This window comes from Leptospira hartskeerlii, from assembly GCF_002811475.1.
GTDB lineage: Bacteria > Spirochaetota > Leptospiria > Leptospirales > Leptospiraceae > Leptospira_B > Leptospira_B hartskeerlii.
This window is the reverse complement of sequence record NZ_NPDL01000002.1, coordinates 199,848-221,252: the sequence shown is the minus strand read 5'-3', so window position 1 is coordinate 221,252 and position 21,405 is coordinate 199,848. Positions and strand designations below refer to the sequence as shown.

General features: G+C 41.5%; 28 protein-coding genes. 4 read left to right on the top strand and 24 right to left on the bottom strand.

Translation table 11 applies throughout. The features are described 5' to 3' along the window. Positions 1-8: 8 nt before the first annotated feature. The 17 genes from rplE to CH352_RS03905 all read right to left on the bottom strand — a co-directional run bounded on the left by rplE (position 9) and on the right by CH352_RS03905 (position 10,029). A complete protein-coding gene (rplE, locus tag CH352_RS03985) occupies positions 9-560 on the bottom strand; it encodes a 50S ribosomal protein L5 (RefSeq protein WP_100705553.1) in 552 nt (183 codons plus the stop codon). A 3-nt stretch (positions 561-563) separates the two neighbouring features. Next, the gene (gene rplX, locus CH352_RS03980; protein ID WP_100705554.1) at positions 564-917 is read right to left on the bottom strand and encodes a 50S ribosomal protein L24; all 354 of its coding nucleotides are present in this window, start codon (positions 915-917) and stop codon (positions 564-566) included. Continuing rightward, a complete protein-coding gene (gene rplN / locus CH352_RS03975; protein WP_008596038.1) occupies positions 917-1,309 on the bottom strand; it encodes a 50S ribosomal protein L14 in 393 nt (130 codons plus the stop codon). Before rplN ends, rplX begins: the two co-directional genes overlap by 1 nt. Before the next feature lies 1 nt (position 1,310). Continuing rightward, entirely contained in the window at positions 1,311-1,580 is a 270-nt protein-coding gene (rpsQ, locus tag CH352_RS03970) for a 30S ribosomal protein S17 (protein ID WP_100705555.1), read from the bottom strand. Positions 1,581-1,582: 2 nt separating this feature from the next. Then, entirely contained in the window at positions 1,583-1,885 is a 303-nt protein-coding gene (rpmC, locus tag CH352_RS03965; RefSeq protein ID WP_100705556.1) for a 50S ribosomal protein L29, read from the bottom strand. Continuing rightward, positions 1,882-2,295, bottom strand: a complete 414-nt coding sequence (gene rplP, locus CH352_RS03960; RefSeq protein ID WP_008593851.1) for a 50S ribosomal protein L16 — start codon at positions 2,293-2,295, stop codon at positions 1,882-1,884. The genes rpmC and rplP overlap by 4 nt, the downstream gene beginning before the upstream one ends. A 30-nt stretch (positions 2,296-2,325) precedes the next feature. Continuing rightward, positions 2,326-3,003 (bottom strand): 30S ribosomal protein S3, encoded by a 678-nt coding sequence (rpsC, locus tag CH352_RS03955; RefSeq protein ID WP_100705557.1) that lies wholly within the window; start codon positions 3,001-3,003, stop codon positions 2,326-2,328. Between the two features lie 11 nt (positions 3,004-3,014). Further along, complete coding sequence (gene rplV, locus CH352_RS03950) at positions 3,015-3,347, bottom strand: 50S ribosomal protein L22 (protein ID WP_086448203.1); 333 nt, start codon at positions 3,345-3,347, stop codon at positions 3,015-3,017. Beyond that, positions 3,347-3,628, bottom strand: a complete 282-nt coding sequence (gene rpsS, locus CH352_RS03945; RefSeq protein WP_024863921.1) for a 30S ribosomal protein S19 — start codon at positions 3,626-3,628, stop codon at positions 3,347-3,349. Before rpsS ends, rplV begins: the two co-directional genes overlap by 1 nt. Before the next feature lie 2 nt (positions 3,629-3,630). Next, positions 3,631-4,470, bottom strand: a complete 840-nt coding sequence (gene rplB, locus CH352_RS03940; protein ID WP_100705558.1) for a 50S ribosomal protein L2 — start codon at positions 4,468-4,470, stop codon at positions 3,631-3,633. 3 nt (positions 4,471-4,473) lie between these two features. Further along, positions 4,474-4,782 (bottom strand): 50S ribosomal protein L23, encoded by a 309-nt coding sequence (locus tag CH352_RS03935; RefSeq protein WP_086448201.1) that lies wholly within the window; start codon positions 4,780-4,782, stop codon positions 4,474-4,476. Beyond that, positions 4,779-5,414: a 50S ribosomal protein L4 gene (rplD, locus tag CH352_RS03930; RefSeq protein ID WP_100705559.1), complete on the bottom strand. Its 636-nt coding sequence runs from the start codon at positions 5,412-5,414 to the stop codon at positions 4,779-4,781. Before rplD ends, CH352_RS03935 begins: the two co-directional genes overlap by 4 nt. A gap of 15 nt (positions 5,415-5,429) precedes the next feature. Beyond that, the gene (gene rplC, locus CH352_RS03925) at positions 5,430-6,050 is read right to left on the bottom strand and encodes a 50S ribosomal protein L3 (protein WP_100705560.1); all 621 of its coding nucleotides are present in this window, start codon (positions 6,048-6,050) and stop codon (positions 5,430-5,432) included. 11 nt (positions 6,051-6,061) lie between these two features. Beyond that, positions 6,062-6,370, bottom strand: coding sequence for a 30S ribosomal protein S10 (rpsJ, locus tag CH352_RS03920; RefSeq protein WP_008593919.1), 309 nt, complete (start codon positions 6,368-6,370; stop codon positions 6,062-6,064). Positions 6,371-6,380: 10 nt separating this feature from the next. Next, positions 6,381-7,586 carry an elongation factor Tu gene (gene tuf, locus CH352_RS03915; protein ID WP_100705561.1) on the bottom strand — a complete coding sequence of 402 codons (1,206 nt, stop codon included), beginning with the start codon at positions 7,584-7,586 and terminating at the stop codon, positions 6,381-6,383. Between the two features lie 51 nt (positions 7,587-7,637). Then, positions 7,638-9,512 carry an elongation factor G-like protein gene (locus CH352_RS03910; RefSeq protein ID WP_100705562.1) on the bottom strand — a complete coding sequence of 625 codons (1,875 nt, stop codon included), beginning with the start codon at positions 9,510-9,512 and terminating at the stop codon, positions 7,638-7,640. A 97-nt stretch (positions 9,513-9,609) separates the two neighbouring features. Then, positions 9,610-10,029, bottom strand: a complete 420-nt coding sequence (locus tag CH352_RS03905; protein ID WP_100705563.1) for a DUF1761 domain-containing protein — start codon at positions 10,027-10,029, stop codon at positions 9,610-9,612. Positions 10,030-10,194: 165 nt separating this feature from the next. Between CH352_RS03905 and CH352_RS03900 the strand changes: the two genes are divergently transcribed. Next, positions 10,195-10,839 (top strand): TetR/AcrR family transcriptional regulator, encoded by a 645-nt coding sequence (locus tag CH352_RS03900; RefSeq protein WP_100705564.1) that lies wholly within the window; start codon positions 10,195-10,197, stop codon positions 10,837-10,839. Between the two features lie 48 nt (positions 10,840-10,887). On the opposite strand, the gene CH352_RS03895 is transcribed toward CH352_RS03900, so the two are convergent. Next, complete coding sequence (locus CH352_RS03895; protein WP_100705565.1) at positions 10,888-12,189, bottom strand: glycoside hydrolase family 1 protein; 1,302 nt, start codon at positions 12,187-12,189, stop codon at positions 10,888-10,890. Next, positions 12,182-12,856: a TetR/AcrR family transcriptional regulator gene (locus tag CH352_RS03890; protein ID WP_100705566.1), complete on the bottom strand. Its 675-nt coding sequence runs from the start codon at positions 12,854-12,856 to the stop codon at positions 12,182-12,184. The genes CH352_RS03895 and CH352_RS03890 overlap by 8 nt, the downstream gene beginning before the upstream one ends. Before the next feature lie 187 nt (positions 12,857-13,043). On the opposite strand from CH352_RS03890, the gene CH352_RS03885 reads away from it, so the two are divergent. Together CH352_RS03885 and CH352_RS03880 are read left to right on the top strand one after the other, a co-directional pair. Then, entirely contained in the window at positions 13,044-13,904 is an 861-nt protein-coding gene (locus tag CH352_RS03885; RefSeq protein WP_100705567.1) for a bifunctional helix-turn-helix domain-containing protein/methylated-DNA--[protein]-cysteine S-methyltransferase, read from the top strand. Continuing rightward, entirely contained in the window at positions 13,901-14,500 is a 600-nt protein-coding gene (locus CH352_RS03880) for an alpha-ketoglutarate-dependent dioxygenase AlkB family protein (RefSeq protein ID WP_100705568.1), read from the top strand. Before CH352_RS03885 ends, CH352_RS03880 begins: the two co-directional genes overlap by 4 nt. On the opposite strand, the gene CH352_RS03875 is transcribed toward CH352_RS03880, so the two are convergent. Together CH352_RS03875 and CH352_RS03870 are read right to left on the bottom strand one after the other, a co-directional pair. After that, positions 14,497-15,546 (bottom strand): questin oxidase family protein, encoded by a 1,050-nt coding sequence (locus CH352_RS03875; RefSeq protein WP_100705569.1) that lies wholly within the window; start codon positions 15,544-15,546, stop codon positions 14,497-14,499. The two genes, CH352_RS03880 and CH352_RS03875, sit on opposite strands and share 4 nt — an antisense overlap. 40 nt (positions 15,547-15,586) lie before the next feature. Further along, entirely contained in the window at positions 15,587-16,606 is a 1,020-nt protein-coding gene (locus tag CH352_RS03870) for an MBL fold metallo-hydrolase (protein ID WP_100705570.1), read from the bottom strand. 68 nt (positions 16,607-16,674) lie between these two features. Between CH352_RS03870 and CH352_RS03865 the strand changes: the two genes are divergently transcribed. Next, positions 16,675-17,256 (top strand): YdeI/OmpD-associated family protein, encoded by a 582-nt coding sequence (locus CH352_RS03865; protein WP_100705571.1) that lies wholly within the window; start codon positions 16,675-16,677, stop codon positions 17,254-17,256. 54 nt (positions 17,257-17,310) lie between these two features. On the opposite strand, the gene CH352_RS03860 is transcribed toward CH352_RS03865, so the two are convergent. From CH352_RS03860 to CH352_RS03850, 3 genes are all read right to left on the bottom strand, one after another. Further along, positions 17,311-19,380 carry a sensor histidine kinase gene (locus tag CH352_RS03860; RefSeq protein ID WP_100705572.1) on the bottom strand — a complete coding sequence of 690 codons (2,070 nt, stop codon included), beginning with the start codon at positions 19,378-19,380 and terminating at the stop codon, positions 17,311-17,313. Positions 19,381-19,490: 110 nt separating this feature from the next. Next, a complete protein-coding gene (locus CH352_RS03855; protein ID WP_100705573.1) occupies positions 19,491-19,931 on the bottom strand; it encodes a DUF1761 domain-containing protein in 441 nt (146 codons plus the stop codon). A gap of 119 nt (positions 19,932-20,050) precedes the next feature. Next, entirely contained in the window at positions 20,051-21,352 is a 1,302-nt protein-coding gene (locus CH352_RS03850) for a cyclic nucleotide-binding domain-containing protein (protein ID WP_100705574.1), read from the bottom strand. Positions 21,353-21,405 lie beyond the last annotated feature (53 nt).

Here is a 21,405-nt window from a genome sequence, read left to right as displayed (position 1 = left end):
CGGGCTCCTTATCTCAGGTTCCGGAACGGCATACCGAAAGCAGTCAGAAGGCTATAAGCTTCTGCGTCTACCTTGGTGTTCGTTACGAAGGTCAGGTTCATTCCGTAGAGAGTGTTGATCTTATCCACTTTGATCTCTGGGAAAATGATTTGTTCTTTGATGCTGAAGTTGTAGTTTCCGCGTCCGTCAAAACCTTTCTCGGAAACTCCTTTAAAGTCACGCACCCTTGGTAGAGCCACGTTCACCAAACGATCTAGAAACTCATACATATAGTTTCCACGTAAGGTAACTGTGGTTCCAAGGCTCATACCTTCGCGGAGTTTGAATCCTGCGATGGATTTTTTAGCCTTGGTTTTGACCGGGCGTTGTCCGGTGATCAATGCGAGTTCTTCTACTGCCGCTTCCAATGCTTTAGGGTTGGTATGAGCCTCGCCCATTCCCACGTTCAGAACAATTTTTTCCAAACGAGGAACTTGCATAATGGACTTGAAGTTAAATTGTTTCTGAAGAGCGGGAACGATTTCTTTCCCGTATTTATCTCTTAATCTAGCTGCTGCCATGACTTAGATCTCTTTCCCTTCCGGCTTAGAAACGCGGACTTTTTTACCTTTGTTCTCTTGGTAGCCCAAACGAACTCCCTTCTTCTTTTTGGAATCGTAGAACATTACGTTGGAAATGTGCATTGGAGCTTCCACTTCTACGATACCACCTTGAGGGTTTTCTTGGGTAGGTCTTAAAAAACGTTTACGTTTGTTCAGTCCTTCTACTACTACACGATCCCTTTTCTTATCGATAACTAGGATCTTGCCTTTTTTACCTTTCTCTTTTCCTGCGATGACAACTACTTCGTCATCTTTGTGCAGGCGAACGGTCTTGAATTTTGTATATTCGGATCCCCGATACGTCAGTTTAGACATTATAGAACCTCCGGCGCTAGGGAGATGATCTTAGCGTATTTTTTATCGCGAAGTTCGCGAGCTACTGGCCCGAAAATACGGGTCCCTTTCGGGTTTCCTTTGTCGTCGATAATTGCGACTGCGTTATCATCGAAACGAATATAAGATCCATCTGGACGACGGATTTCTTTTTTAGTTCTGACGACTACTGCGCGCTGAACGGCCTTGTTATGGACCTTCTTCCCCGTGGAATCTTTTAAACCATAAGCTGGTTGTGCGTCTTTAACGGCGACGATGATCTCGTCTCCTACGGAGGCGTAACGTTTCTTAGAGCCTCCTAAGACTTTAATACACATAACTCTTTTGATTCCGGAGTTATCGGCGACTTGGAGGATGGTTTCCTGTTGGATCATCTTACTTTGCCTTTTCTACGATCTTAAATAGACGGTGACGCTTTTCACGGGATAGAGGTCTGGTTTCAATCGCCAGAATTCTATCTCCTACTTGGCACTCATTTCTTTCGTCATGAACCTTCATTTTAACGGTTCTACGAACGATCTTCTTAAACTTAGGGTGAGTCTTGCGAGCCTCTACGATCATCACTAAGGTTTTATCCATAGCGGTGCTCACTACTCTACCTTCGCTAAGAAGTGATTTTTTTATATGCTTCTTTGCAGTTTCCATAATCAGTTCGTTCCTTTAGCAGCTTTCTTAGCGGAAGCATTCGCTTTTGCTAAAGCTTGCGTCTTACGAGTAGCTCTCGAATAACGTCTAGCTTTAGTAGCGCCAGACTTCGCAGCTAACTCTCTGCTCTTTTGGATAGTTAAAAGGCGCGCGATTTTTTTCTTCGCGTTAGTAATCACCTTCGGGTTCTCCAAAGAACGAGCCACTCCGTATTGGAAACGTGCTGTACGAATGATTTTGTAAGCATCTTCCAATTGTGCTAAAATTTCTGCGTCTTTCAACTCTGCGAGTTTGATCTTTTTCACAGCGTAGACCTCTTCACGAATTCAGTTTGAACAGGCAGTTTATAAGCAGCCAGATCCAAAGCTTTTTTAGCGGTCGCTTCATCAATCCCGCTCATTTCGAATAAAACTCTACCTGGTCTGATCTCTGCGATCCAGAACTCAGGGTTACCTTTACCTTTACCCATACGAGTTTCCGCTGGTTTTTTGGTAATAGGTAGATGAGGGAAGATCCTAATCCAAAGTTTCCCGCCTCTTTTTACCTGACGGTTGATAGTGATCCTTGCTGCTTCGATCTGTCTTGCAGTCAAACGCCCGGAAGTAACGGCTTTAAGACCGAACTCTCCAAAGGACACTTTGGAACCACGCTCGTCGTTTCCTTTCAAGCGGCCCCTTTGTCTTTTTCTGAACTTAACTCTTTTAGGTGATAACATCGTTTTTTACCTTTGGATCATCAGAGACGATCAGTTGGTCCTTCTCTTAACGGCGTATTTATCTTCTTCGGATTCTTCTTTATTGTTGATGAAGTCTCCGGTGTAAGTCCAAACCTTCACTCCGATTTGTCCGAAAGTGGTGCTGGCTTCACGGAATCCTAGATCGATTTTCGCTCTAAGTGTATGAAGAGGAATTCTTCCTTCACGATAACCTTCGCGACGAGCCATGTCCGCTCCATTCAAACGTCCGGAGATAAGGATCTTAATTCCTTCTACTCCACCTCTCATCGCACGACGAAGTTCTTGTTTCATCACGCGGCGGAACGGTTGACGTTCTTGGATTTGGATCGCGATAGACTCAGCGATACATTGTGCAATAGTCTCAGGCTTCTTAACTTCGATAATGTTAAGATTAAGAGGTTTTTCGGTCATAGTCTTAAGGACTTTTTTTACGGCTTCGATATTCGCTCCGTTTTTACCGATTACCACGCCCGGCTTAGCAGTGTGAAGGTTAACGTTGATCTTCTCAGGAAAACGCTCCACTACAACTTTTACAACGCCTGCTTCTTTGAAACGGCCTTGGATAAATCTACGAATTCTAATATCTTCGTGCAGGTTCTTTCTGTAGTCAGCTTGCGAGAACCAGATGGAATCCCATCCGCGGGTAATTCCGATACGAAGTCCGATTGGGTTAACTTTCTGTCCCATGATTTCCCCTATTAATCCGAGATTACCACAGTAACGTGGCTGGTTCTCTTACGGATCCTTGCTGCTCTACCACGAGCGCGAGGACGGAAGCGTTTAAGAATTGGGCCTTCGTCCACTAGGATCTTTTTAATGAACATCTTGCCTGGATCAGCGTTATCACTTTTCACGACTGCGTTTGCAGAAGCGGATTTGATAAGTTTGAAGATAGGCTCGATCGCTCTCTTATTAGTATATTTCAGAATATCCAGAGCTTCAGCAACTTCATAGCCACGGATCTCATCCGCAACAAGACGAAGTTTGCGAGGGGACATTCTAATAAATCTTGCGATTGCTACGGCTTCCATTATTTCTTAGCCGCCTTTTTATCGGTGTTTCCATGACCACGATAAGTACGAGTTGGAGCGAATTCTCCTAACTTGTGCCCTACCATGTTATCATTGATGAAAACAGGGATAAATTTGTTTCCGTTATGAACCATGATGGTGTGACCGATCATGTCCGGGAAAATCGTACTTCTACGAGACCAGGTTTTAAACGGTTTCTTTTGGTTTTCAGAGTTCAGCTTGATCACCTTGCTCATGAGGTGACTGTCGATGAACGGACCTTTTTTAGAAGATCTCATGATGATTACCTGCTCCTATTTCCCTTTCTCTTCTGGATAATGAACTTGTCAGAAGGTTTTGCCCTACGACGAGTTTTGTATCCTTTAGTTGGAATACCCCAAGGAGTCACTGGGTGACGTCCTCCGGAAGTACGTCCTTCACCACCACCATGTGGGTGATCAACCGGGTTCATTACGACCCCTCTGACCTTAGGACGTTTTCCCAACCATCTGTTTCTACCGGCTTTACCGATGGAAACAAGGTTATGATCTCTATTGCTGCAAATTCCTATAGTAGCGTAGCAGTTCTGGTGAACTTTACGAACTTCGGAGCTTGGAAGTTTCAGAAGAACATACTCTCCGTCTCTACCTGCGATAGTAGCGAAGGATCCTGCAGTTCTTGCGATTTGCCCGCCTCTTCCGATTTTCAATTCCACGTTATGCACGTTAGTGCCTGGAGGAATTTTTCCGAGTGGAAGTGCGTTTCCAACTTTGATTTCAGCCGCTTCTCCATTGGAAACTTTGTCTCCAACTTTCATGCCTTCAGCATTTAGGATATAAGCGTATTCTCCGTCAGAATAACTAACGAGAGAAATAAACGCCGAACGGTACGGATCGTATTCTACAGTCTTAACTGTAGCAGGGATCCCTACTTTGCGACGTTTGAAGTCGATGATACGATATTTACGTTTTACTCTTCCGCCTTTTCTGCGAACTGCAATTTTACCACCTTCTCCGCGACCTGCTTTGTAATTTAAGCTGATCGTTAAAGGGCGATACGGTTCTGTCTCGGTGATTTCCTCGAAAGTTAATACCGATTTAAAACGGCTGGCGGAAGTAACGGGTTTAAACTTTTTAATTCCCATTTCTTATGCTTCCTTTCCGAAGTCGATGCTTGCTCCGTCTTGGAAAGTCACGATTGCTTTTTTCCAATGAGCTTTAGGAGCAGGTAGATGACGGAATCTTTTTATCTTTCCGCGATACACTTGGATGTTTACGGAAGAAGGTACTACGTTGTAAATTTTGCGGAAAGCTTCCTTCACTAGAGTTTTGTTCGCTCTTGGGTGGATTTCCACAGTGTATTTTACGGTTCTTTTACCGGCTTTTTCACCGATAGTCTCCAGGTCTTGGGACTTCTCGGTGATGATCGGAGATAAAATTACTTCGTTAAGATTCATTTTCCTTCTCCGTAATGTTTGAGAATTTCTCCCAAAGCTGCTTCGGTAATTACAAGATTTCTATTATATAGAATGTCACGAACCGCGATACGTTTAGAGTTGATGTATTTTACAGTAGGGATATTGCGAACTGACTTTTTAAGGAAATCGTTCTCTCCATCTACTAAGAATCCGATCACTCCGGTGTTCTTAAGTCCGATATTGCTGAATAAAGTAGAGAATGCTTTAGTGCTGAATTCTTTTGGATCCAGGTCTTCTATTACTTTAATGACCGCGTCTTGAGCTTTCTTATTCAAAACGGAAAGAACCGCTCTGCGCTTCACTTTTGGAGAAACGTTATAAGAATAATCTCTCTTGCGAGGCCCGTGAACAGTACCACCGCCCACCCACTGAGGCGCACGGATAGAACCTTGACGAGCTCTACCGGTTCCTTTTTGGGACCAAGGCTTTTTACCACCCCCGGAAACTTCCGAGCGAGTTTTGGTATGATGATTCCCGGAGCGAAGGTTCGCATTCTCCGCTTTGATGGCGTCGTAAATTGCGCCACTGCTGTATTTGGATTCGAACAACGATGCAGGAAGTTCGATTTCCGAGAGCAGTTTTCCTTCTTTTGAATACTTCTGTGCTTTCATGACTAACCGCGGTCTTTATATCTTCTCAATAGTGATAATGGAGTTTGCACGTCCCGGAACGGATCCGCTTACAAAAACCAAATTTTCTGCTTCGTGAATACGAACCACTTTCAGGTTCAATACAGTTTTTGTATCAAAACCCATACGGCCCGGTAATTTACGACCTTTGAACACTCTACCTGGAGTGGTGTTGGATCCCATGGATCCTGGATGTCTATGAAAACGAGAACCGTGAGCTCCTGGTCCACCATGGTGTCCGTATCTTTTGATAACACCTTGGAAACCTTTACCTTTGCTGGTTCCTGTAACTTTTACAATATCCGAAACTGCAAACACGTCTTGAGCTTTTAGCACAGACCCGTTAGCAGGCTCTTCGCCGAAATTCCGGAATTCCTTCAACACTCTCTTAGGAGTTAGTCCAGCTTTAGCCAAATGCTTTATCTCGCTTTTGGTCAGGTGTTTTTCTTTATCATCCTGATAAGCTAATTGTATCGCGTCGTAACCGTCCGTAGTTGCGGACTTGACTTGGGAAACTGCGCAGGGACCTACCTCTAAGACGGTTACAGGAATAATGTTTCCTTGTTCGTCGAAGATTTGGGACATCCCTATCTTTTTACCGATTAATCCCTTTGCCATTTCTTCTTCCCTTAGGATTTAATATCCACTGAAACACCTGCTGGAAGTTGTAGCTTCATTAAAGCTTCAACTGTGTCTTCGTTGGTGTCCAGAATGTCTATGAGCCTTTTGTGAGTTTTCATCTCAAACTGCTCTCTTGATTTTTTATTTACGTGTGGAGAACGGAGGACTGTGTATATTTCCTTCTTCGTTGGAAGAGGAATCGGACCGGAGACAGTAGCTCCGGTCCTTTTGGCAGTCGCAACGATCTCGTAAGTTGATTGGTCGATCAACTTATGATCGAAAGCTTTAAGCTTTACTCTGATCTTTTGGCCAGCCATTTCCTTTCTCTTACTCGGTGATCTCAGCCACTACGCCAGAACCGATAGTCTTTCCACCTTCGCGAATCGCGAATTTAAGACCTTTGTCCATAGCGATCGGGTGAATCAACTCGATGCTCATTGTAACGTTGTCACCAGGCATTACCATTTCCATACCGTTAGGCAGGTTGCAAACGCCAGTGATGTCGGTAGTTCTAAAATAGAACTGTGGACGGTAGTTATTGAAGAATGGAGTGTGACGTCCACCTTCGTCCTTAGTAAGAACGTAAACTTCCGCGTTGAACTTTTTGTGAGGAGTGATTGATCCTGGCTTAGCAAGAACTTGTCCTCTCTCGATGTCCTCTTTTTTAGTTCCACGAAGAAGAGCACCGATATTGTCTCCAGCTTCTGCGGAATCTAAAAGTTTACGGAACATTTCGATACCGGTAACAACTGTTTTAGTAGTAGGACGAACACCAACGATTTCAACTTCGTCGTTGATTTTCAAAGTTCCTTGCTCTACTCTTCCAGTTGCAACAGTTCCACGACCAGTGATAGAGAATACGTCCTCTACTGGCATTAGGAATGGTTTATCAGTAATACGTTTTGGATTCGGAACGTAAGTGTCCAGAGCTTCCATCAATTTAATTACGGATTTAGTTCCTAATTCGGACTCGTCGCCTTCAAGAGCCTTAAGAGCGGATCCGTAAATGATTGGGGTGTCATCACCAGGGAAGCTGTACTTGTTTAACAAGTCACGAACGTCCATCTCAACCATTTGGATCATCTCTTCGCGTTCGTCTGCAGCAAGCATGTCCGCTTTGTTGATGAATACGATGATGTAAGGAACACCTACCTGACGAGCGAGCAGGATATGCTCTTTCGTTTGAGGCATTGGTCCGTCAGTTGCAGAAACAACTAGGATCGCAGCGTCCATCTGAGCAGCACCAGTGATCATGTTTTTAACATAGTCAGCGTGACCTGGGCAGTCTACGTGAGCATAGTGACGATTCACAGTCTCATACTCTTGGTGAGAAGTAGCGATGGTGATCCCACGAGCTTTTTCCTCAGGTGCGTTATCGATTTGGTCGTACGCTACGGCTTTGTTTTTTCCACCCAATACTTTTGCAAGCGTAGTGGTGATTGCTGCCGTTAGCGTGGTTTTTCCATGGTCAACGTGTCCAATTGTACCAACGTTTAAGTGTGGTTTGGACCTGTCGAATTTCTCCTTAGCCATAGCGTTTTTAACTCCTTACTTTATTAACAAATCTGAATTCAGACTTGTTTGTTAAAACAATACAGAATGGTTATCAAAGTCGAAAAGGGTGTCCAAAGATAGGACGCCCCTTCCCTGTGCCATATTTCTAAGGACACCGCTAAAGCCAAGCAAGTTTTGCGTAGAAGCGCTTGCCTGGATCAAATGACGCCCTTCGGTCAACTCAGTGACCTTGCGAATCTTCGCGTCCCTCTTAGCCAAACTGGCCAATATATCTCCGAGATATTGATTCGGTGTAAGAATCTCTAACTCAGAAAGGGGACCAATGAAATCCGAATGATCCGGAATTATGTCCTTTAAACCTTTGATGACAGCTACTTTGATCAGGGAAGAAAGATCGAAAGACTTCGTCTCACTTGGAGGCTCGTAACTCTCGACGATCATTTGTAGACCGAGAACTTCTTCTCCGTCTATTCCCCGGGCAGTGACTTCCGTAAACGCGGATGAAATCGCCTCTTTGATTGGATCAGCTAGCTGAACATTAAACCGCACTCCCTTAGAAAAGTTGTGAGAACTTTCCAAGGACGCGAGCACCTGACCGCTCGAGATCTTTTGATCGAACGCGGTATGCTGAAATGCGACCTTTTGAACCAAATTTTTCCATAGAGCAAATCTTGCAACTTTGATTCCACTTGTTTGAAAACTTTTCGAAAAAGATTCTTTCAAACGAGAAAGAGAGATCTCTAAATGCAACTCACCGGTGCCTGATAAACGAAATTGGCCGGTCTCCGAGAGAATATCCACACTCACCGCTTCGTCCAACCACGCCAAATCTTGCAAACGATCCCAAAGCTCCTGTCGATCTTCTTCCTTTTGCGGTTCTATCAATATCTGAAATTGTTTTCGAATCGGAGCGAGTAGAGTTTTGTTTTCAGTGTTATGTCTCGAAAGAATTTCTCCGGGGACCCAATCCAGAAGAGAAGTCGTTGCGAGGAGCTCTCCAGCTTCTCCTTTGGAAACTTCTTCATAGTCTCTTGCGGAAATTTGGTATAAGTTCTCTATCTTGTGTTTTGTTTCTCCATGAAGGAAGAAGTCTCCGACTTTGACGGGTGCCGAGGCTTGGAAATGCAGAAGCTTTCCAAGTTCAGGATGGATCTCTCTTTTGAAAACGATCCCTATTTGTTCTTTAGAAGAAGGGTGAGCAGGCTTCCCTTGGGCAAGTATCTCCAAGATAGAAAGTAATTCCTTTACCCCAAGTCCATGCAGCGCGGAACCTCCGAGTACGGGGAAAATTTTACCTTCCCAGAATCCCTTTACCAAACCCTTAAGAGCAAGCTTAGGAAGAACGTTATGATCTTTAAGATATTCTTCAGAAAGTCCAGGATCCCATTCTATCAATGGTAGGAACTCCGGCTCCACTCCTTCTCCCTTTAATACCGGAATGGATCCATCTTCTTTAAACAAAAGAATCGGCTCTTTTTCCAAGGCGACTTCCAAATCCACCAAAGGAGAAAGTATATCCGCACCCGGGCGATCCAGTTTATTAAGAAAAAATAATATTGGCTTCCCTGACTTTTTAAGTGCTTCCACATTTTGGAAGGTCTGTGACTTTAATCCTTCGAAAGAATCTATAAGAACTAAGCCAAAATCGGAAACGAGCAGAGAGGCATTTGCCTGTGCCTGAAAATCCAAATGCCCAGGATTATCCACGAACTGTAGAATGACCCGAGGCTTTTCCCGGTCTGGATAAGGTATCCTGGCCACGGTTGACTGGATAGAGATCCCTCTTTCTATCTCTTCCGGAAGATAGTCGGATTCGGTGGTACCTTCTTCTATTCTTCCCGGCGCGGAAATTTTGCCGGTCTCGAATAAGATCCTTTCTAATAGTGTGGTCTTGCCAGCATCAATATGTGCGAATATACCTGGATTTAAGAATGGGAGATTCATAGTCGGCCGATCGAAAGTCCATTCGTTCGTCGATGAACGCGTAAGTCAATTCTCAAAGCTCATGCGCAAAAAAGTCGGGCCGACTACTCAGTTATTTTTAATATCCTGCGATGATCGCACCCATGACGGACATTACGAGAAAAGAACATCCACATTCGAATAACCACAGACCGAGTTTTCTTCCCATCCAGATCACTTCCATAGAACTAGAAGTCACTACGAAACCAAGCCAGAGCCAAAGTGCACAAATTACTCCTCTCCAAATACCCTCGCCTACTAAATAAGGGGAAGGCATTGCGAACAGATAAATGACGGCAATCACGTAAGCGGTCACAAAGTTTGCGACTAGATTCCAAAATAAATTCGGAAGCATATCCGAGAACTTTTCATTTCCTGTGGGCACGATATTCGCGAGTCTCATCCAAACTTTGCCAAGAATGGGCCCATGCAAAAGAAACCCCAAAACCATAGCGGCAAGGGTAGCTAACAAAACTGAGATTAAATTGATCGGTAACATACTATTATCCAATAGATTTTTCTGCCGCATAATATCTTGCGAGCAGGACCATTTAACTAACATACCAATTAGTATGTTACAAGAAAAATATTTATCTTTATCCTTTTTTGTTGCGGAATTCGGGAAAATAACTTAGTTAGTAGGAGAGATCCGGTTCTAAAGTAAATGAAGAAGGTAGCAAAAAAATCGGCTAAAACCAGAGATCTGCAAAAGACTAGAGAGCGGATCCTATACACCGCCTTTCAGAAGTTCTTTCAATCCGGCTTCCAGGCCACGAGCATGGACGATATCGTAAAGGAAACCGATCTGAGCAAAGGAGCCTTTTACCACCAATTTCCTACAAAGTTTGTTTTGGGATACGCAGTAGTAGAGGAGGTTATTCGCCCCCTCATCCTGGATCGATGGATCCGTCCCCTCCAGGATTACGAAAATCCTATGCAAGGTATCCTGGATCTAATGCAAAAACATATTTGTGATACCAAGCCTGACTTAATCCGTTATGGATGTCCCTTGAATAATTTCATGCAGGAGATGTCGCCTGTGGACAAAGGTTTCCATACTCGCCTAAAATCCGCTCTTCAACTTTGGATCAAAGAATTAGAGAAAGAATTGGTCCGAGCTAAAGAGAAAGGACTGATCCTCCAAAATATTAATACTCTGGAAGCAGCTTCCTTCATAGTAATGTTTCATGAAGGTGTCTACGGTTTCCTGAAAGGATCTGGAGACCGTAAATCTTCCATTCTATTTCTGAATATGATGAAGAGCTATTTGCAATCGATCGCAGCCGATTCCGGGATCGAATTGGTATAATGCGGGAGGCCCCCGAATTTTATAGCCTCATATTCAATAATGATCCATTCAAGTGGACCTATTTTCGATCCTCTTGGTCCTGCAAATCTCCGCATAACGAAGTGCACTCAGTCTAGGTTTTCTTTTCATAGTAGTATAATCCACTTCTACCAAACCGAATCTAGGACCATAGCCGTCGTTCCATTCTAAATTATCCAAGAAGGACCAATGGTAGTAACGTTCTACTTTAACACCTTCGTCCAAAAGTAGTTTGATCTGATAGAGATGATCTACGATATATTTTTCTCTCTTCTCATCTTTCGCGTCTGGAATTCCATTCTCCGTGATGTAGATCGGAAGTTTGTATTTGTCCCAAGCTCGATGACAAACCTTATAGAGTCCTTCCGGATAAATTTCCCAGCCCAGATCATTCTTCTCTGAATCTGAAATACTAGGATCTACCATAGGAGTGGCGAATAAATTTCCAGGATTATAACTGGCCTTGAATAGATGTCTTGAATAATAATTGATCCCTATAAAATCACAGAAGATCCCTTTTCCTTCAGGATAACCGAAACCGAGAGGAAAACATAGTTTACCTTCTACAAAACCTTTCATATGAATTTCATGAAATAGATAATCGCTCAAAAAACGGCCAAGCTTAGCAAGTGGATGAGAATCGAAAGGTTCGAATATAGCAAGATGATGAGCGAAACCTACTTTTGTTTCTCCCGCAAAACCGTGTTCTTTTCGGATCTTGTGAATGAGTTTATAAGATTTTAAATGAGCGATCACTAGACGTTTAGTGACTTTCATATATGCAGCTATATCACCGTGGCTTCCCGGAGGATATTTCCCATCCATATAACTATCATTTGCAAATACATTCGGCTCATTGATCGTGCACCATTCTGAAACCAAATCTCCAAAACTTTTAACCGAGAAGTCCACGAATCGAATAAAGTCTTCTACTGCATTTTCAGACAGCCAGCCTCCTTTTTCCTGAAACCATTGAGGGCAAGAAAAATGATGAAGAGTTACAAGAGGTTTGATCCCGGCTTTAATGAGTCTTTGGAATTCATCACGGTAATGTTCCACTCCTTCCTTGGACCATTCTCCTTGTTTCGGTTCTATCCTACTCCACTCAATACTCATACGATAACATTCTTGGTGAAGTTGAGAAAGAAGTTCTATATCCTCCGCATATCTACGATAATGATCCGCTCCAGTGATGGAAGATTCTCCATTTCCGACTTTTCCGATGAGAGACCAAGCATACCAATTATTGTAGATGTCTCCACCTTCTATCTGAGTTGCTGCAGTTGCAGAACCCAATAAAAAATCTTTAGGAAGTTCGAAACTTTTAGACATATTCATTCTCCTTCTTTTCTCCAGGACCTTTTTTCGTTTCTAAAGCGAGCACTAATAGATCAATTTGTGTTTGTACAAGTTCCATACCGTTCACACCGAATTCTCTTGGGATTAAAGTTTCTCTTAGAGCAACTCTTTGCCCTAAACTCCATAAGACTGTTGTAATTGTAGGAACTAGTATTGCTAAGGATGAAGGGACTCTAAGACTTCCGTCTCCTTCTCCCCTTTCTATAATTTGTGTGATAAGTTTTTCAGTGAATAAGAACTCTGCAAATAAAGACTCTTCAGAAGAAGTATCTAATTGAAAAGAACTACGCTCTCTAAATACAAAGTCGAACTCCGCAGTAAAGCGTAGCAGCGGTTTATGAGTTTCTAAATATTTCGCGAGAGTTTTGAGAAAGGAAACAAGTTCTTCCCTTCCCGAAACATTTAAACTTCGAAGCTGTTCAAATGTTTGGAGCTGAAATTGATTCCAAGGAGAGAGAAGTTTTCTGAGAACTTCGATACTGAGTGCCTCTTTCGTATCAAAATAACGATACAGATTTCGTCTAGTGCATGAGGCCTTGGCGGCGATGTCTTCCATAGAAACATCTAGGAGTCCTTTGGCCAGAAACAGGGATTCTGCTGCTTCTAAGACAAGTTCTCTGGTTTGCTCCCTTGTTCCCACATCCCCTCTTTTTCAAATGTCACAATATGTGACATTCTTCTAAAAGTGGCCTAAAAACAAAAAATCGTCAAGCCTTGTTTTCACTAAAATTCAGAAAGAAGAAGGTCTTTTTAATAGCTGGAATTTCTGATACAAATAGCAAGTATCGGGTTTCGAGTTATCTCTTTCCTATCTATACTCCAAAATCATGAAAGGACAACAAAATACAGACTTCGATAGGATTGCAGATGCGATCTTTTATCTTCGTAAAAATTTCAAAACACAACCAAGCTTGGAAGATGTGGCGGGCAAATTAAAACTTAGCCCTCATCATTTCCAAAGAATGTTCACCGACTGGGCAGGAGTAAGTCCAAAGAAATTTTTACAATACACTACTTTGGAATACGCAAAAGGTTTATTAAAGGAGAATGGTTCTTCCTTATTGGACACCGCCTTAGATTCAGGACTTTCCGGCACAGGTAGATTGCATGATCTATTTATCAATATAGAAGGAATGACCCCCGGAGAATACAAAAACGGAGGAAAGGATCTTTCAATTAACTATAGTTATGCGGAATGTCCCTTTGGAAAATTACTCGTGGCTTCTACTCCGAAAGGAATTTGTTATATTTCATTTTTTGAAAATGAGAAGAAGGTATTTCAAGAGCTAAAGTCCATCTTTCCGAACGCAAACTATAATCAGACGGTTGATATGATCCAGCAACATGCTTTATTCATATTCACTCATGATTGGAGCCAATTAGGTAATATCAAATTACATCTAAAAGGAACGGAATTCCAACTCAAGGTATGGGAAACTCTTTTGAAGATACCTATGGGAAAACTTTCCACTTACGGACAGATCGGAGAGCAAATGGGAAATCCTAAGGCGACAAGAGCTATAGGGACTGCGATTGGAAATAATCCAGTGGCATTTCTAATCCCTTGTCATAGAGTGATCCGCTCTTCCGGAGAATTCGGAGAATATCATTGGGGAGATTCCCGCAAAGTTGCGATGATCGGTTGGGAAGCTGCGAAGACGGATCTGATCAATAGGAACGATCTATGAGTTTGTTCCGAGAAGAAACAGATCGAAATCTTTTGCCATACGAAGGGATCGTGCAATATTTTGGTCCAATTCTTTCCAAAGACTCTTCAGATGATTATTTGAAAATACTTCTAAAAGATATCCCTTGGAAAAATGATGAGGCCATTATTTTCGGAAAACATATCATCACAAAAAGAATGGTAGCCTGGTTTGGAGATTCCGATTACGAATATACATATTCAAACACGACAAAGAAGGCTCTACCTTGGACAAAAGAACTTTCTGATCTCAAAAGTTTAGCGGAAAAAATTACCGAAACTAAATTTAATTCCTGCCTGCTCAATTTATACAATGATGGAGAAGAAGGTATGGCCTGGCATAGCGACGATGAAAAAGCATTGGGAAAAAATTCCACAATCGCTTCTTTATCCTTTGGAGCAGAGAGAAAATTCTATTTCAAACATAAATCCACAAAAGAACAGATTTCTTTAATATTAGAACATGGAAGTTTATTATTGATGAAAGGAGCACAAGAATCTTGGCTACATAGTCTTCCTAAAACAAAGTCGGTTAAACAGCCCAGAATAAACCTGACTTTTAGAACGATGCGCTATTAAGACAATGGTTCCAGAAATTTTCGAGCTAAACGAGCTGCCGCGTAATACGCAGGAGAGGGATTGAATTCATATTCTTTCAAACATACTTCCGTAAATTTGATCGCATGTTCGTCCCCATGTTCTATTGCCCTGTCTATCAATTCCTCCCTGGATTCATTTTCCAATCTTTCGGGAAGCTCAAGATTTATCTTTTTACCGAATGCGGAAAACAGTGCAGCTCCGGACTGCCAGGAATATCTTAATACGGACTTTCTTTCATGCTCATTCAAAAAAGGCAATATACTTCTAAGAGCGGAAACGCTTGTCACGGAATGAATAAAAACGATTGCGGATAGATTATCTTCCACATTATTCAATACCACTCTGGAAAATCCTTCCGACAAACCGGAGATAATTTCCTCAGGTTGATTAGAAACGTTTAGATATCCGATTACAGGAGAAAAATTTTCATAATTTCCTAATTCTTGCAGAGAAGAAACGATTGTACCTGAGAAGTTTTTAGATTCTTCCGGAACAAAATCGATCTTTTGGATCGCGTCTTCCGGTTGTAAACCTAGCAAAGAATCGAAAGAAGTGGGCAGTTCCAAATAAGCAGAGGCCCAGACAGCTAAACCGGAAGCAAGTTCTCTCTTCCTTCGTTTTGACTCTTTCCTAGTTAAACTTCTGATCGCATGTCCTGTACGGATCACTCCATGAGTAGCATCCGCGCAGATCCCAGGAGCAAGTTTGATAGTCCATTCAGAAACAGTTTTTTGCCAGGAACCTTCCGCTAACTCTGCATTGAAATAGTTTTCCCATTCAGGATAAGTATCAGGCATTCCCAGGAAATCTTTCCAATCACTACTATGAATTTTGTTTCTAGGTTTCTTTTTTTCTAAGAATTGGTTTCCATATTTTTCCAACCAAGGAAAAATACTTTCTCTTTTACCCATTGTAAGTAATGCCTCGCAGGCCATCGGAGCATGATTGCTTAATCCGTTTTTTAGATCCGGACCAAAAGGTTCCAAATATTCTAAAACTTTTTCCATCGTGTCCCCTTCTTCCATGTCCCCTCCTAAGGCATCTCAATCCCTACGAATCAGTATATTAAAATAATAGAATGCTCTCAAAACCTCTTAAGATCTTAAACTGTATCCGATCTTGGGAAGTTTTTTGTATCATATATTCCATTCCAGTTTTTACATCATCTCCCAAACTCAAGTTCGGTTCCAAGGGCTCGCTTAAAGGTTTGAAAAAATTATCCCAATGTACAGGGATCACCATTTTGGGAGAAGTTTTGGTTACGGTTTCTTCGTAATACTTGGCCTTAAATTCTTCTTCTTGCTTACCGAGCATTGCAATCCCTAAGAAGAGAACATCCGCCTTTAAGCCTTCCCAAGCGTTCTCTATGTAATTCGTACTTCCTTTGATTAGGATGGAATGTTTCCCATGCTCCACTAAGAAATCATAGGTCCCACCTTCTATATAATCCTCCGCCTTAGCTGGTTGAGACAAAGCTTCCGTTAAATCCGGTCGATTCGGATCGGCAGCATTCGTTTTTCCTAAAATTTTAAAAGGAGGAGTATGTTTTGAATTTAAAACTGTGATCTTAAATTTACCTATCTGGATCTTTTTACCTGGTTGGAATAAGGCCAATTGCTCTTCCGGAACCCCTCCCCCTTTTCCGATCTGCATTGTGGAGAGAGAACCGTATAATATTGCTCCGGTCTCCTTAGCAATAAAAGGAGAATCCATAGAATGATCATAATGGGAATGACATACTAAGATCCCCTTTAAACGTTTAATACCTGCGAGAAGCATAACGTATTTTATTTCCTGCTCATCCGAAGAAATTTTAGAGAACATAGTTTTAAAAAGAGAAGGCCTGGAAAAAAAGCCATCCGTTAGGATCTGCGTTTCTCCATCATCCAATAGAATAGAGCTAGTCCCTAAAAATACCGCTCTTACCTTTCCCTTCGGGATCTCCGTAGAAAGATCTTTAAGATCATTACCTATAAAATGTTCCTTATAGTCCTGGATATTCGCGGAAGAGGTCAGACAATTCTGCAATAATACGACCGTAGTCAAAAGACTAAAAAAAGTGAGTCTGGAACCTCTTATGTTCATGCTACCTACCGAAAATAACTTTCATAAAGTTATATACACTTTAAACTTCTGCCAAGTAGAAATTTCTAATGATACCAAAGTTCTTTAAGACCGGAAAGGAATTCCGCTCCTGGCTTTCCAAAAATTATAAAAAAGAATCAGAACTTCTTCTTGGATTTTATAAAACAAAATCGCATAAAAAGGGAATTTCTTACGGAGATGCGATAGATCAGGCATTATGTTTCGGCTGGATAGATGGGATCAGAAAGAGTATAGATGAAGAGAGTTATTCCGCTCGTTTTACTCCTCGAAAGACCGGAAGTATTTGGAGTAAAGTTAACATAAAACGCATCCAAGAGTTGATCCAGGAAGGCTTAGTCCAGGAGTCTGGTTTGCAAGCCTTCCATTCGGATAAAAAGAAGACCGCACAATATTCATTCGAACAGAATAAGATAGAGCTGCCTTTCGTTTATAAAAAACAATTTCAGAAACACACAAAAGCCTGGGAGTTTTTTAACGGCCAAGCACCTTATTACCAGCGAACTTCCATTTGGTGGGTCATCAGTCCCAAAAAGGAGGAAACTAGACTCAAACGGTTGGATATCCTCATCTCAGACTCCAAATCCCAAAAAAAGATAGATGCAGTTACCTGGAAGAAGAAGGAACTATAAATCTAAAATTTGTGTTTTCAATGGATGAACCAAAAGCGCCTTCTTTCTACCTTTTTATTTTTGAGACTGAGACTTTGATTTATCATTCTGTCCGGGCAGAGTGAAATAAAAGATAGCACCTTCTCCTTCTTTTGATTCTGCCCATACCTTTCCACCATGACGGGAAGCGATCCTTTTGACTATAGCAAGGCCAACTCCAGTTCCTTCAAAATCCGAATTAGAATGTAATCTCTGGAAGACCCCAAATAGTTTATGATAGTATTGCATATTGAAACCAGCACCGTTGTCTTTTACGTAAAAAACGGTTCCTTCCTCGGATTCAGTAGAACCGATTTGAATGATAGGTGATTCTGCCTTTTTCGTATATTTGATAGCATTTGAGATCAAATTCACCCAGAGTTGACGCACTGCAGGTTGATCCGCTCTTACGTTAGGAATGTCTTGAATTTCAAAATGGATCTCTCTTCCAGGTTCTAAGTTTATTAATTCTTTATATACTGTGGCGGCCAATTCCTTCATTGAAATTTCTCTCTCGGCAAGTTCGGTTCTGCCCAACCTTGAAAATTCCAAAAGATCATCCACCAACTGTCCCATCTGCTTGGCATTCTCTATAATTTTTCCTATAATCCTTTTCCCCTCAGCATCAAAATTTACACCGTAATCTTCCATCAAGATCTGAGTGAAACCGCTGATCCCCCGGATAGGGGCCCTTAAATCGTGAGAGATGGAATAAGAGAATGATTCCAGTTCTTTATTTGCCAAAACCAGTTGTTCTGTGCGGACCCGTACTCTTTCTTCTAATTCATTGTTCAATAAACGTATCTCATTCTCCGCTTCCTTACTTGCAGTAACATCTTGGTGCACCACGATCACTTCTAAGATACTTCCGGCAGTATTTTTAACGGGATAAAGTACCATTTGCAGCCAACGTTCTCTTCCTAAACTTCCGATTAATTTAGGATCATAAGGAAAAGGTTCGGAGATTGCGGGCTCCCCATTGAACGCCTTCTCCACAAAAGGAAAAAATCCGGCCTCCTTTATCTGCGGATCTTTTAATATATTATAATCAACTAATACATCTCTTCTGGCGTTCCACATTTCTTCCCAGGCAAAATTAGCCCCTGTGCAAATTCCCTCCGGATCGTAAGTCAGAACAGGATAAGGGAATTGTTCTATAATTGTCCGAAATCTATTCTCACTTTTGAATAGGTCCATAGTTCTGGCACTGACCAACTTCTCCAATTCATGGTTCAGCTCAGAAAGTTTTCTCTCTGCATCAGTTCTTGCTATATCAGATCTTTCTAATTGAGTGGCCACAAACCAAACCAGAACGAAAAAAGTAAGAATGATCCCTGTCATCAAGAACCCTACTCCCAATTCCAAACTGACCGGATTAAATTTATTCAGATAGATACGGACATATCCGAACAAGACAGGAACAATGATCAAAAATGGGATTAAAACTCGAGCTAAAATCCCTCCTGAACTTTTGCTCGTAAACACTTTCATAAATCCGGCTTGCCCGTTGATCAAGAGAAGAGCGAAAGAGCAGAAAATAAAACTAATAGCAGTGTGAATCGCCATAGGAATATAGGAAAGAATTCCATAAAATTCCTGGACCTGATATACATAACCTATAACGGAAAAGAGTCCTATCAAAAGTACTAAAATGCACAGATAATTAGAGATCGAACTTAGAACTTCCTTTCGAAAGGAACTCAAGAAAACTGCAGATCCAATTACTACAAAGTCAAAAGCGGTGTTCGGAGCCATTCTGTTTGGAACACCTTTTATAATATCTTTTGCGATCTTTTCCGTAAAAAGGATCTTATCCATTCCAAGATCGAATCCGCTAATGATGGAATACAATTTAGAAAGACCCACTAAAAGGACGAATAACGCGATCAAACGAATAATATAGCGAGAAGTATTCGAGTCAGGCCGATTTAAGTTGAGATATAGCGCAAATCCGACGAATACGAAAGATAGTGCGGACATCGGATTCATGGCGACCATTGAAGCCCTGGGTCGTTTTAAGATCTCAATATCCAATAACCAGCCGAATAGAACTAAAGTTCCGATCAAGGATGGAATAAAAATTAATACGTTATGTTTACTTTTCAAGAGACCTTTCGAGTATCCTTCGGAAAAAAAAATCTGATTTTAGCTTAGGGTATAAAAAGGGATTCCGATTTGGAATCCCTTTTTTAATATTAGAAATGTGAATTGTTTTATTAAGCAGGCCAAACCGCGAGGATAAGACCAATAGCTGCTAAAGAAACCAAATTATATCCTGCATTGATAAAAAACAATTTCCATGATTTTGATTCCCAAGCCACAGAGCCTAAAAGCATCGGTATATAAAAACCAAGCCAAGTATAAAATGCAGCGTAAGCTCCATACATCCAAGCTGGTCCATCGCCGGGAAGATTCCAGGAAGAAGGTTTCCAGACAAATAAACTATGAGCTAAAACATACGCTGTTAAAAAAGAACCAATAATCATGATGACCATAGATTTTATCATCGCCTTGTTATCGGGTTCCATATTTTCGTAACCCATCTCTTTTGCCCAAACCTTACCGAAGATTGGACCAAACCAAAGAAATCCGATCACTACGTTTGCGAGAACTCCTACCAAAATTGCTAAATAATTTAACGGTATTACCGGTAACATAAAATCTCCTATTTCAGCCTGAGCTTTTTAGCAGAATTTACAAACCGGTCAAGTAATTTCGAAATTTATGGTTTGAGTTGATCTACACTTACATTGACATGCCGATTCAAGTAGTATTATTATTTTTTCAAATTGGAAACGGACTCTTCTATAGCGGATCTGAATTCTGAAAATTTTTCCAATGAATGATCGAAAGCCGATTTGCTTAAAGTATAAATTTCACAAGTGCTCGTAGCCAGAACTGTTGCGGACCTAGGCTCGTCCGTTACTAACGCCAACTCACCGAAGAATTGGCCTTCCTGTAAGCTCAGCAAAATCGATTTATCGTCGGAGCCTAAAATATCCACAGAACCTTCGCTCAAAATATATAGGCAATCGCCCTTCTCCCCTCTTTTAAAAACCGTATCGCCTTTTAGAAAGATCGTAGGCGTTAAAGAAAATACCAAACTTGCAACTAAAGCAGGATCTGCTCCTTTTAGAAAAGGTACTTTCTCCAATAAACTCCGATGCAATTGTATTTTCACTTCTTTCCTTAAGGATAAAGGGAGATCATTTAAAAGTTGGCTTTCGTCTTCTCCCCACCCTCTATCTATAATGTACATATAATAATCTCTAACTCTTCTGCGCATATCCGCTTGGATATTTCTTGCTTTCAAAAAAGAATCCACTTGGGCCATTTTTTTCATCTGAGCGGCTTTAGTAATATCTAGATTTCCTAATATACTTGCAATATTACCGATAACCGTCGCGTATACACCTGCGCCGAGCATCATTACGAATATAGTATATATTCTTTGCACATCCGTAGAAGGAGTAATATCCCCATAACCTACAGTAGCGATAGTGGTCACCGTCCAATACAATGCCCTAATATATTCGGACTTACCTGTTTGATAATCCTGAAGATCATCCATGTATAACCAGCCAACCGCACACCAATGAGCGACTAAAGTCACCCAAAAACCGAAAAGGACCAATCTTAAGGTCCCAGGCGTGGGCTGGAATGCCAAATTGATCCTATGAAGTATATCCGAGATCCGAAAAACTTTTAAGATACGTGTAATCCCTAAAAACAGATATAGATAAGGATGCTGGGACTGTTGTACTCCAAAAATTTTGAACGTAGCGTATTCGAAAGGGAAAGCGGCGATCAGATCCAGAATAAACCATGATCTCAAATAATCACGGATCACTTGAGAGCGCAGGATAACCCATTTACCATCCTTGTATTCAGGAGTAATACAATTCCATATGATATCTAATGCAAAGACTGAATCTATGAAGAAATAAATACCTGTAAGAAGAAGATTTTGGTCGTAAGAAATAACGATCCGAAGAGGAGACTCCAAAGAAGCCCAAAATATACATACGAATACAAGTATATCCCAATATACTCTAACGCGATTATTCGAGCTTATCATAATTTTACCTAAGAAGCTGACTTAAGTATCGGATCGAGTAGAGCCATTTCTAC

Excerpts from the sequence above, each read along its gene's own strand:
- rplE (WP_100705553.1), bottom strand. The coding sequence starts at position 560 with ATGGCAGCAGCTAGATTAAGAGATAAATACGGGAAAGAAATCGTTCCC.
- rplX (WP_100705554.1), bottom strand. The coding sequence starts at position 917 with ATGTCTAAACTGACGTATCGGGGATCCGAATATACAAAATTCAAGACC.
- rplN (WP_008596038.1), bottom strand. The coding sequence starts at position 1,309 with ATGATCCAACAGGAAACCATCCTCCAAGTCGCCGATAACTCCGGAATC.
- rpsQ (WP_100705555.1), bottom strand. The coding sequence starts at position 1,580 with ATGGAAACTGCAAAGAAGCATATAAAAAAATCACTTCTTAGCGAAGGT.
- rplP (WP_008593851.1), bottom strand. The coding sequence starts at position 2,295 with ATGTTATCACCTAAAAGAGTTAAGTTCAGAAAAAGACAAAGGGGCCGC.
- rpsC (WP_100705557.1), bottom strand. The coding sequence starts at position 3,003 with ATGGGACAGAAAGTTAACCCAATCGGACTTCGTATCGGAATTACCCGC.
- rplV (WP_086448203.1), bottom strand. The coding sequence starts at position 3,347 with ATGGAAGCCGTAGCAATCGCAAGATTTATTAGAATGTCCCCTCGCAAA.
- rplB (WP_100705558.1), bottom strand. The coding sequence starts at position 4,470 with ATGGGAATTAAAAAGTTTAAACCCGTTACTTCCGCCAGCCGTTTTAAA.
- CH352_RS03935 (WP_086448201.1), bottom strand. The coding sequence starts at position 4,782 with ATGAATCTTAACGAAGTAATTTTATCTCCGATCATCACCGAGAAGTCC.
- rplD (WP_100705559.1), bottom strand. The coding sequence starts at position 5,414 with ATGAAAGCACAGAAGTATTCAAAAGAAGGAAAACTGCTCTCGGAAATC.
- rplC (WP_100705560.1), bottom strand. The coding sequence starts at position 6,050 with ATGGCAAAGGGATTAATCGGTAAAAAGATAGGGATGTCCCAAATCTTC.
- rpsJ (WP_008593919.1), bottom strand. The coding sequence starts at position 6,370 with ATGGCTGGCCAAAAGATCAGAGTAAAGCTTAAAGCTTTCGATCATAAG.
- tuf (WP_100705561.1), bottom strand. The coding sequence starts at position 7,586 with ATGGCTAAGGAGAAATTCGACAGGTCCAAACCACACTTAAACGTTGGT.
- CH352_RS03910 (WP_100705562.1), bottom strand. The coding sequence starts at position 9,512 with ATGAATCTCCCATTCTTAAATCCAGGTATATTCGCACATATTGATGCT.
- CH352_RS03905 (WP_100705563.1), bottom strand. The coding sequence starts at position 10,029 with ATGTTACCGATCAATTTAATCTCAGTTTTGTTAGCTACCCTTGCCGCT.
- CH352_RS03900 (WP_100705564.1), top strand. The coding sequence starts at position 10,195 with ATGAAGAAGGTAGCAAAAAAATCGGCTAAAACCAGAGATCTGCAAAAG.
- CH352_RS03895 (WP_100705565.1), bottom strand. The coding sequence starts at position 12,189 with ATGTCTAAAAGTTTCGAACTTCCTAAAGATTTTTTATTGGGTTCTGCA.
- CH352_RS03885 (WP_100705567.1), top strand. The coding sequence starts at position 13,044 with ATGAAAGGACAACAAAATACAGACTTCGATAGGATTGCAGATGCGATC.
- CH352_RS03880 (WP_100705568.1), top strand. The coding sequence starts at position 13,901 with ATGAGTTTGTTCCGAGAAGAAACAGATCGAAATCTTTTGCCATACGAA.
- CH352_RS03875 (WP_100705569.1), bottom strand. The coding sequence starts at position 15,546 with ATGGAAGAAGGGGACACGATGGAAAAAGTTTTAGAATATTTGGAACCT.
- CH352_RS03870 (WP_100705570.1), bottom strand. The coding sequence starts at position 16,606 with ATGAACATAAGAGGTTCCAGACTCACTTTTTTTAGTCTTTTGACTACG.
- CH352_RS03865 (WP_100705571.1), top strand. The coding sequence starts at position 16,675 with ATGATACCAAAGTTCTTTAAGACCGGAAAGGAATTCCGCTCCTGGCTT.
- CH352_RS03855 (WP_100705573.1), bottom strand. The coding sequence starts at position 19,931 with ATGTTACCGGTAATACCGTTAAATTATTTAGCAATTTTGGTAGGAGTT.
- CH352_RS03850 (WP_100705574.1), bottom strand. The coding sequence starts at position 21,352 with ATGATAAGCTCGAATAATCGCGTTAGAGTATATTGGGATATACTTGTA.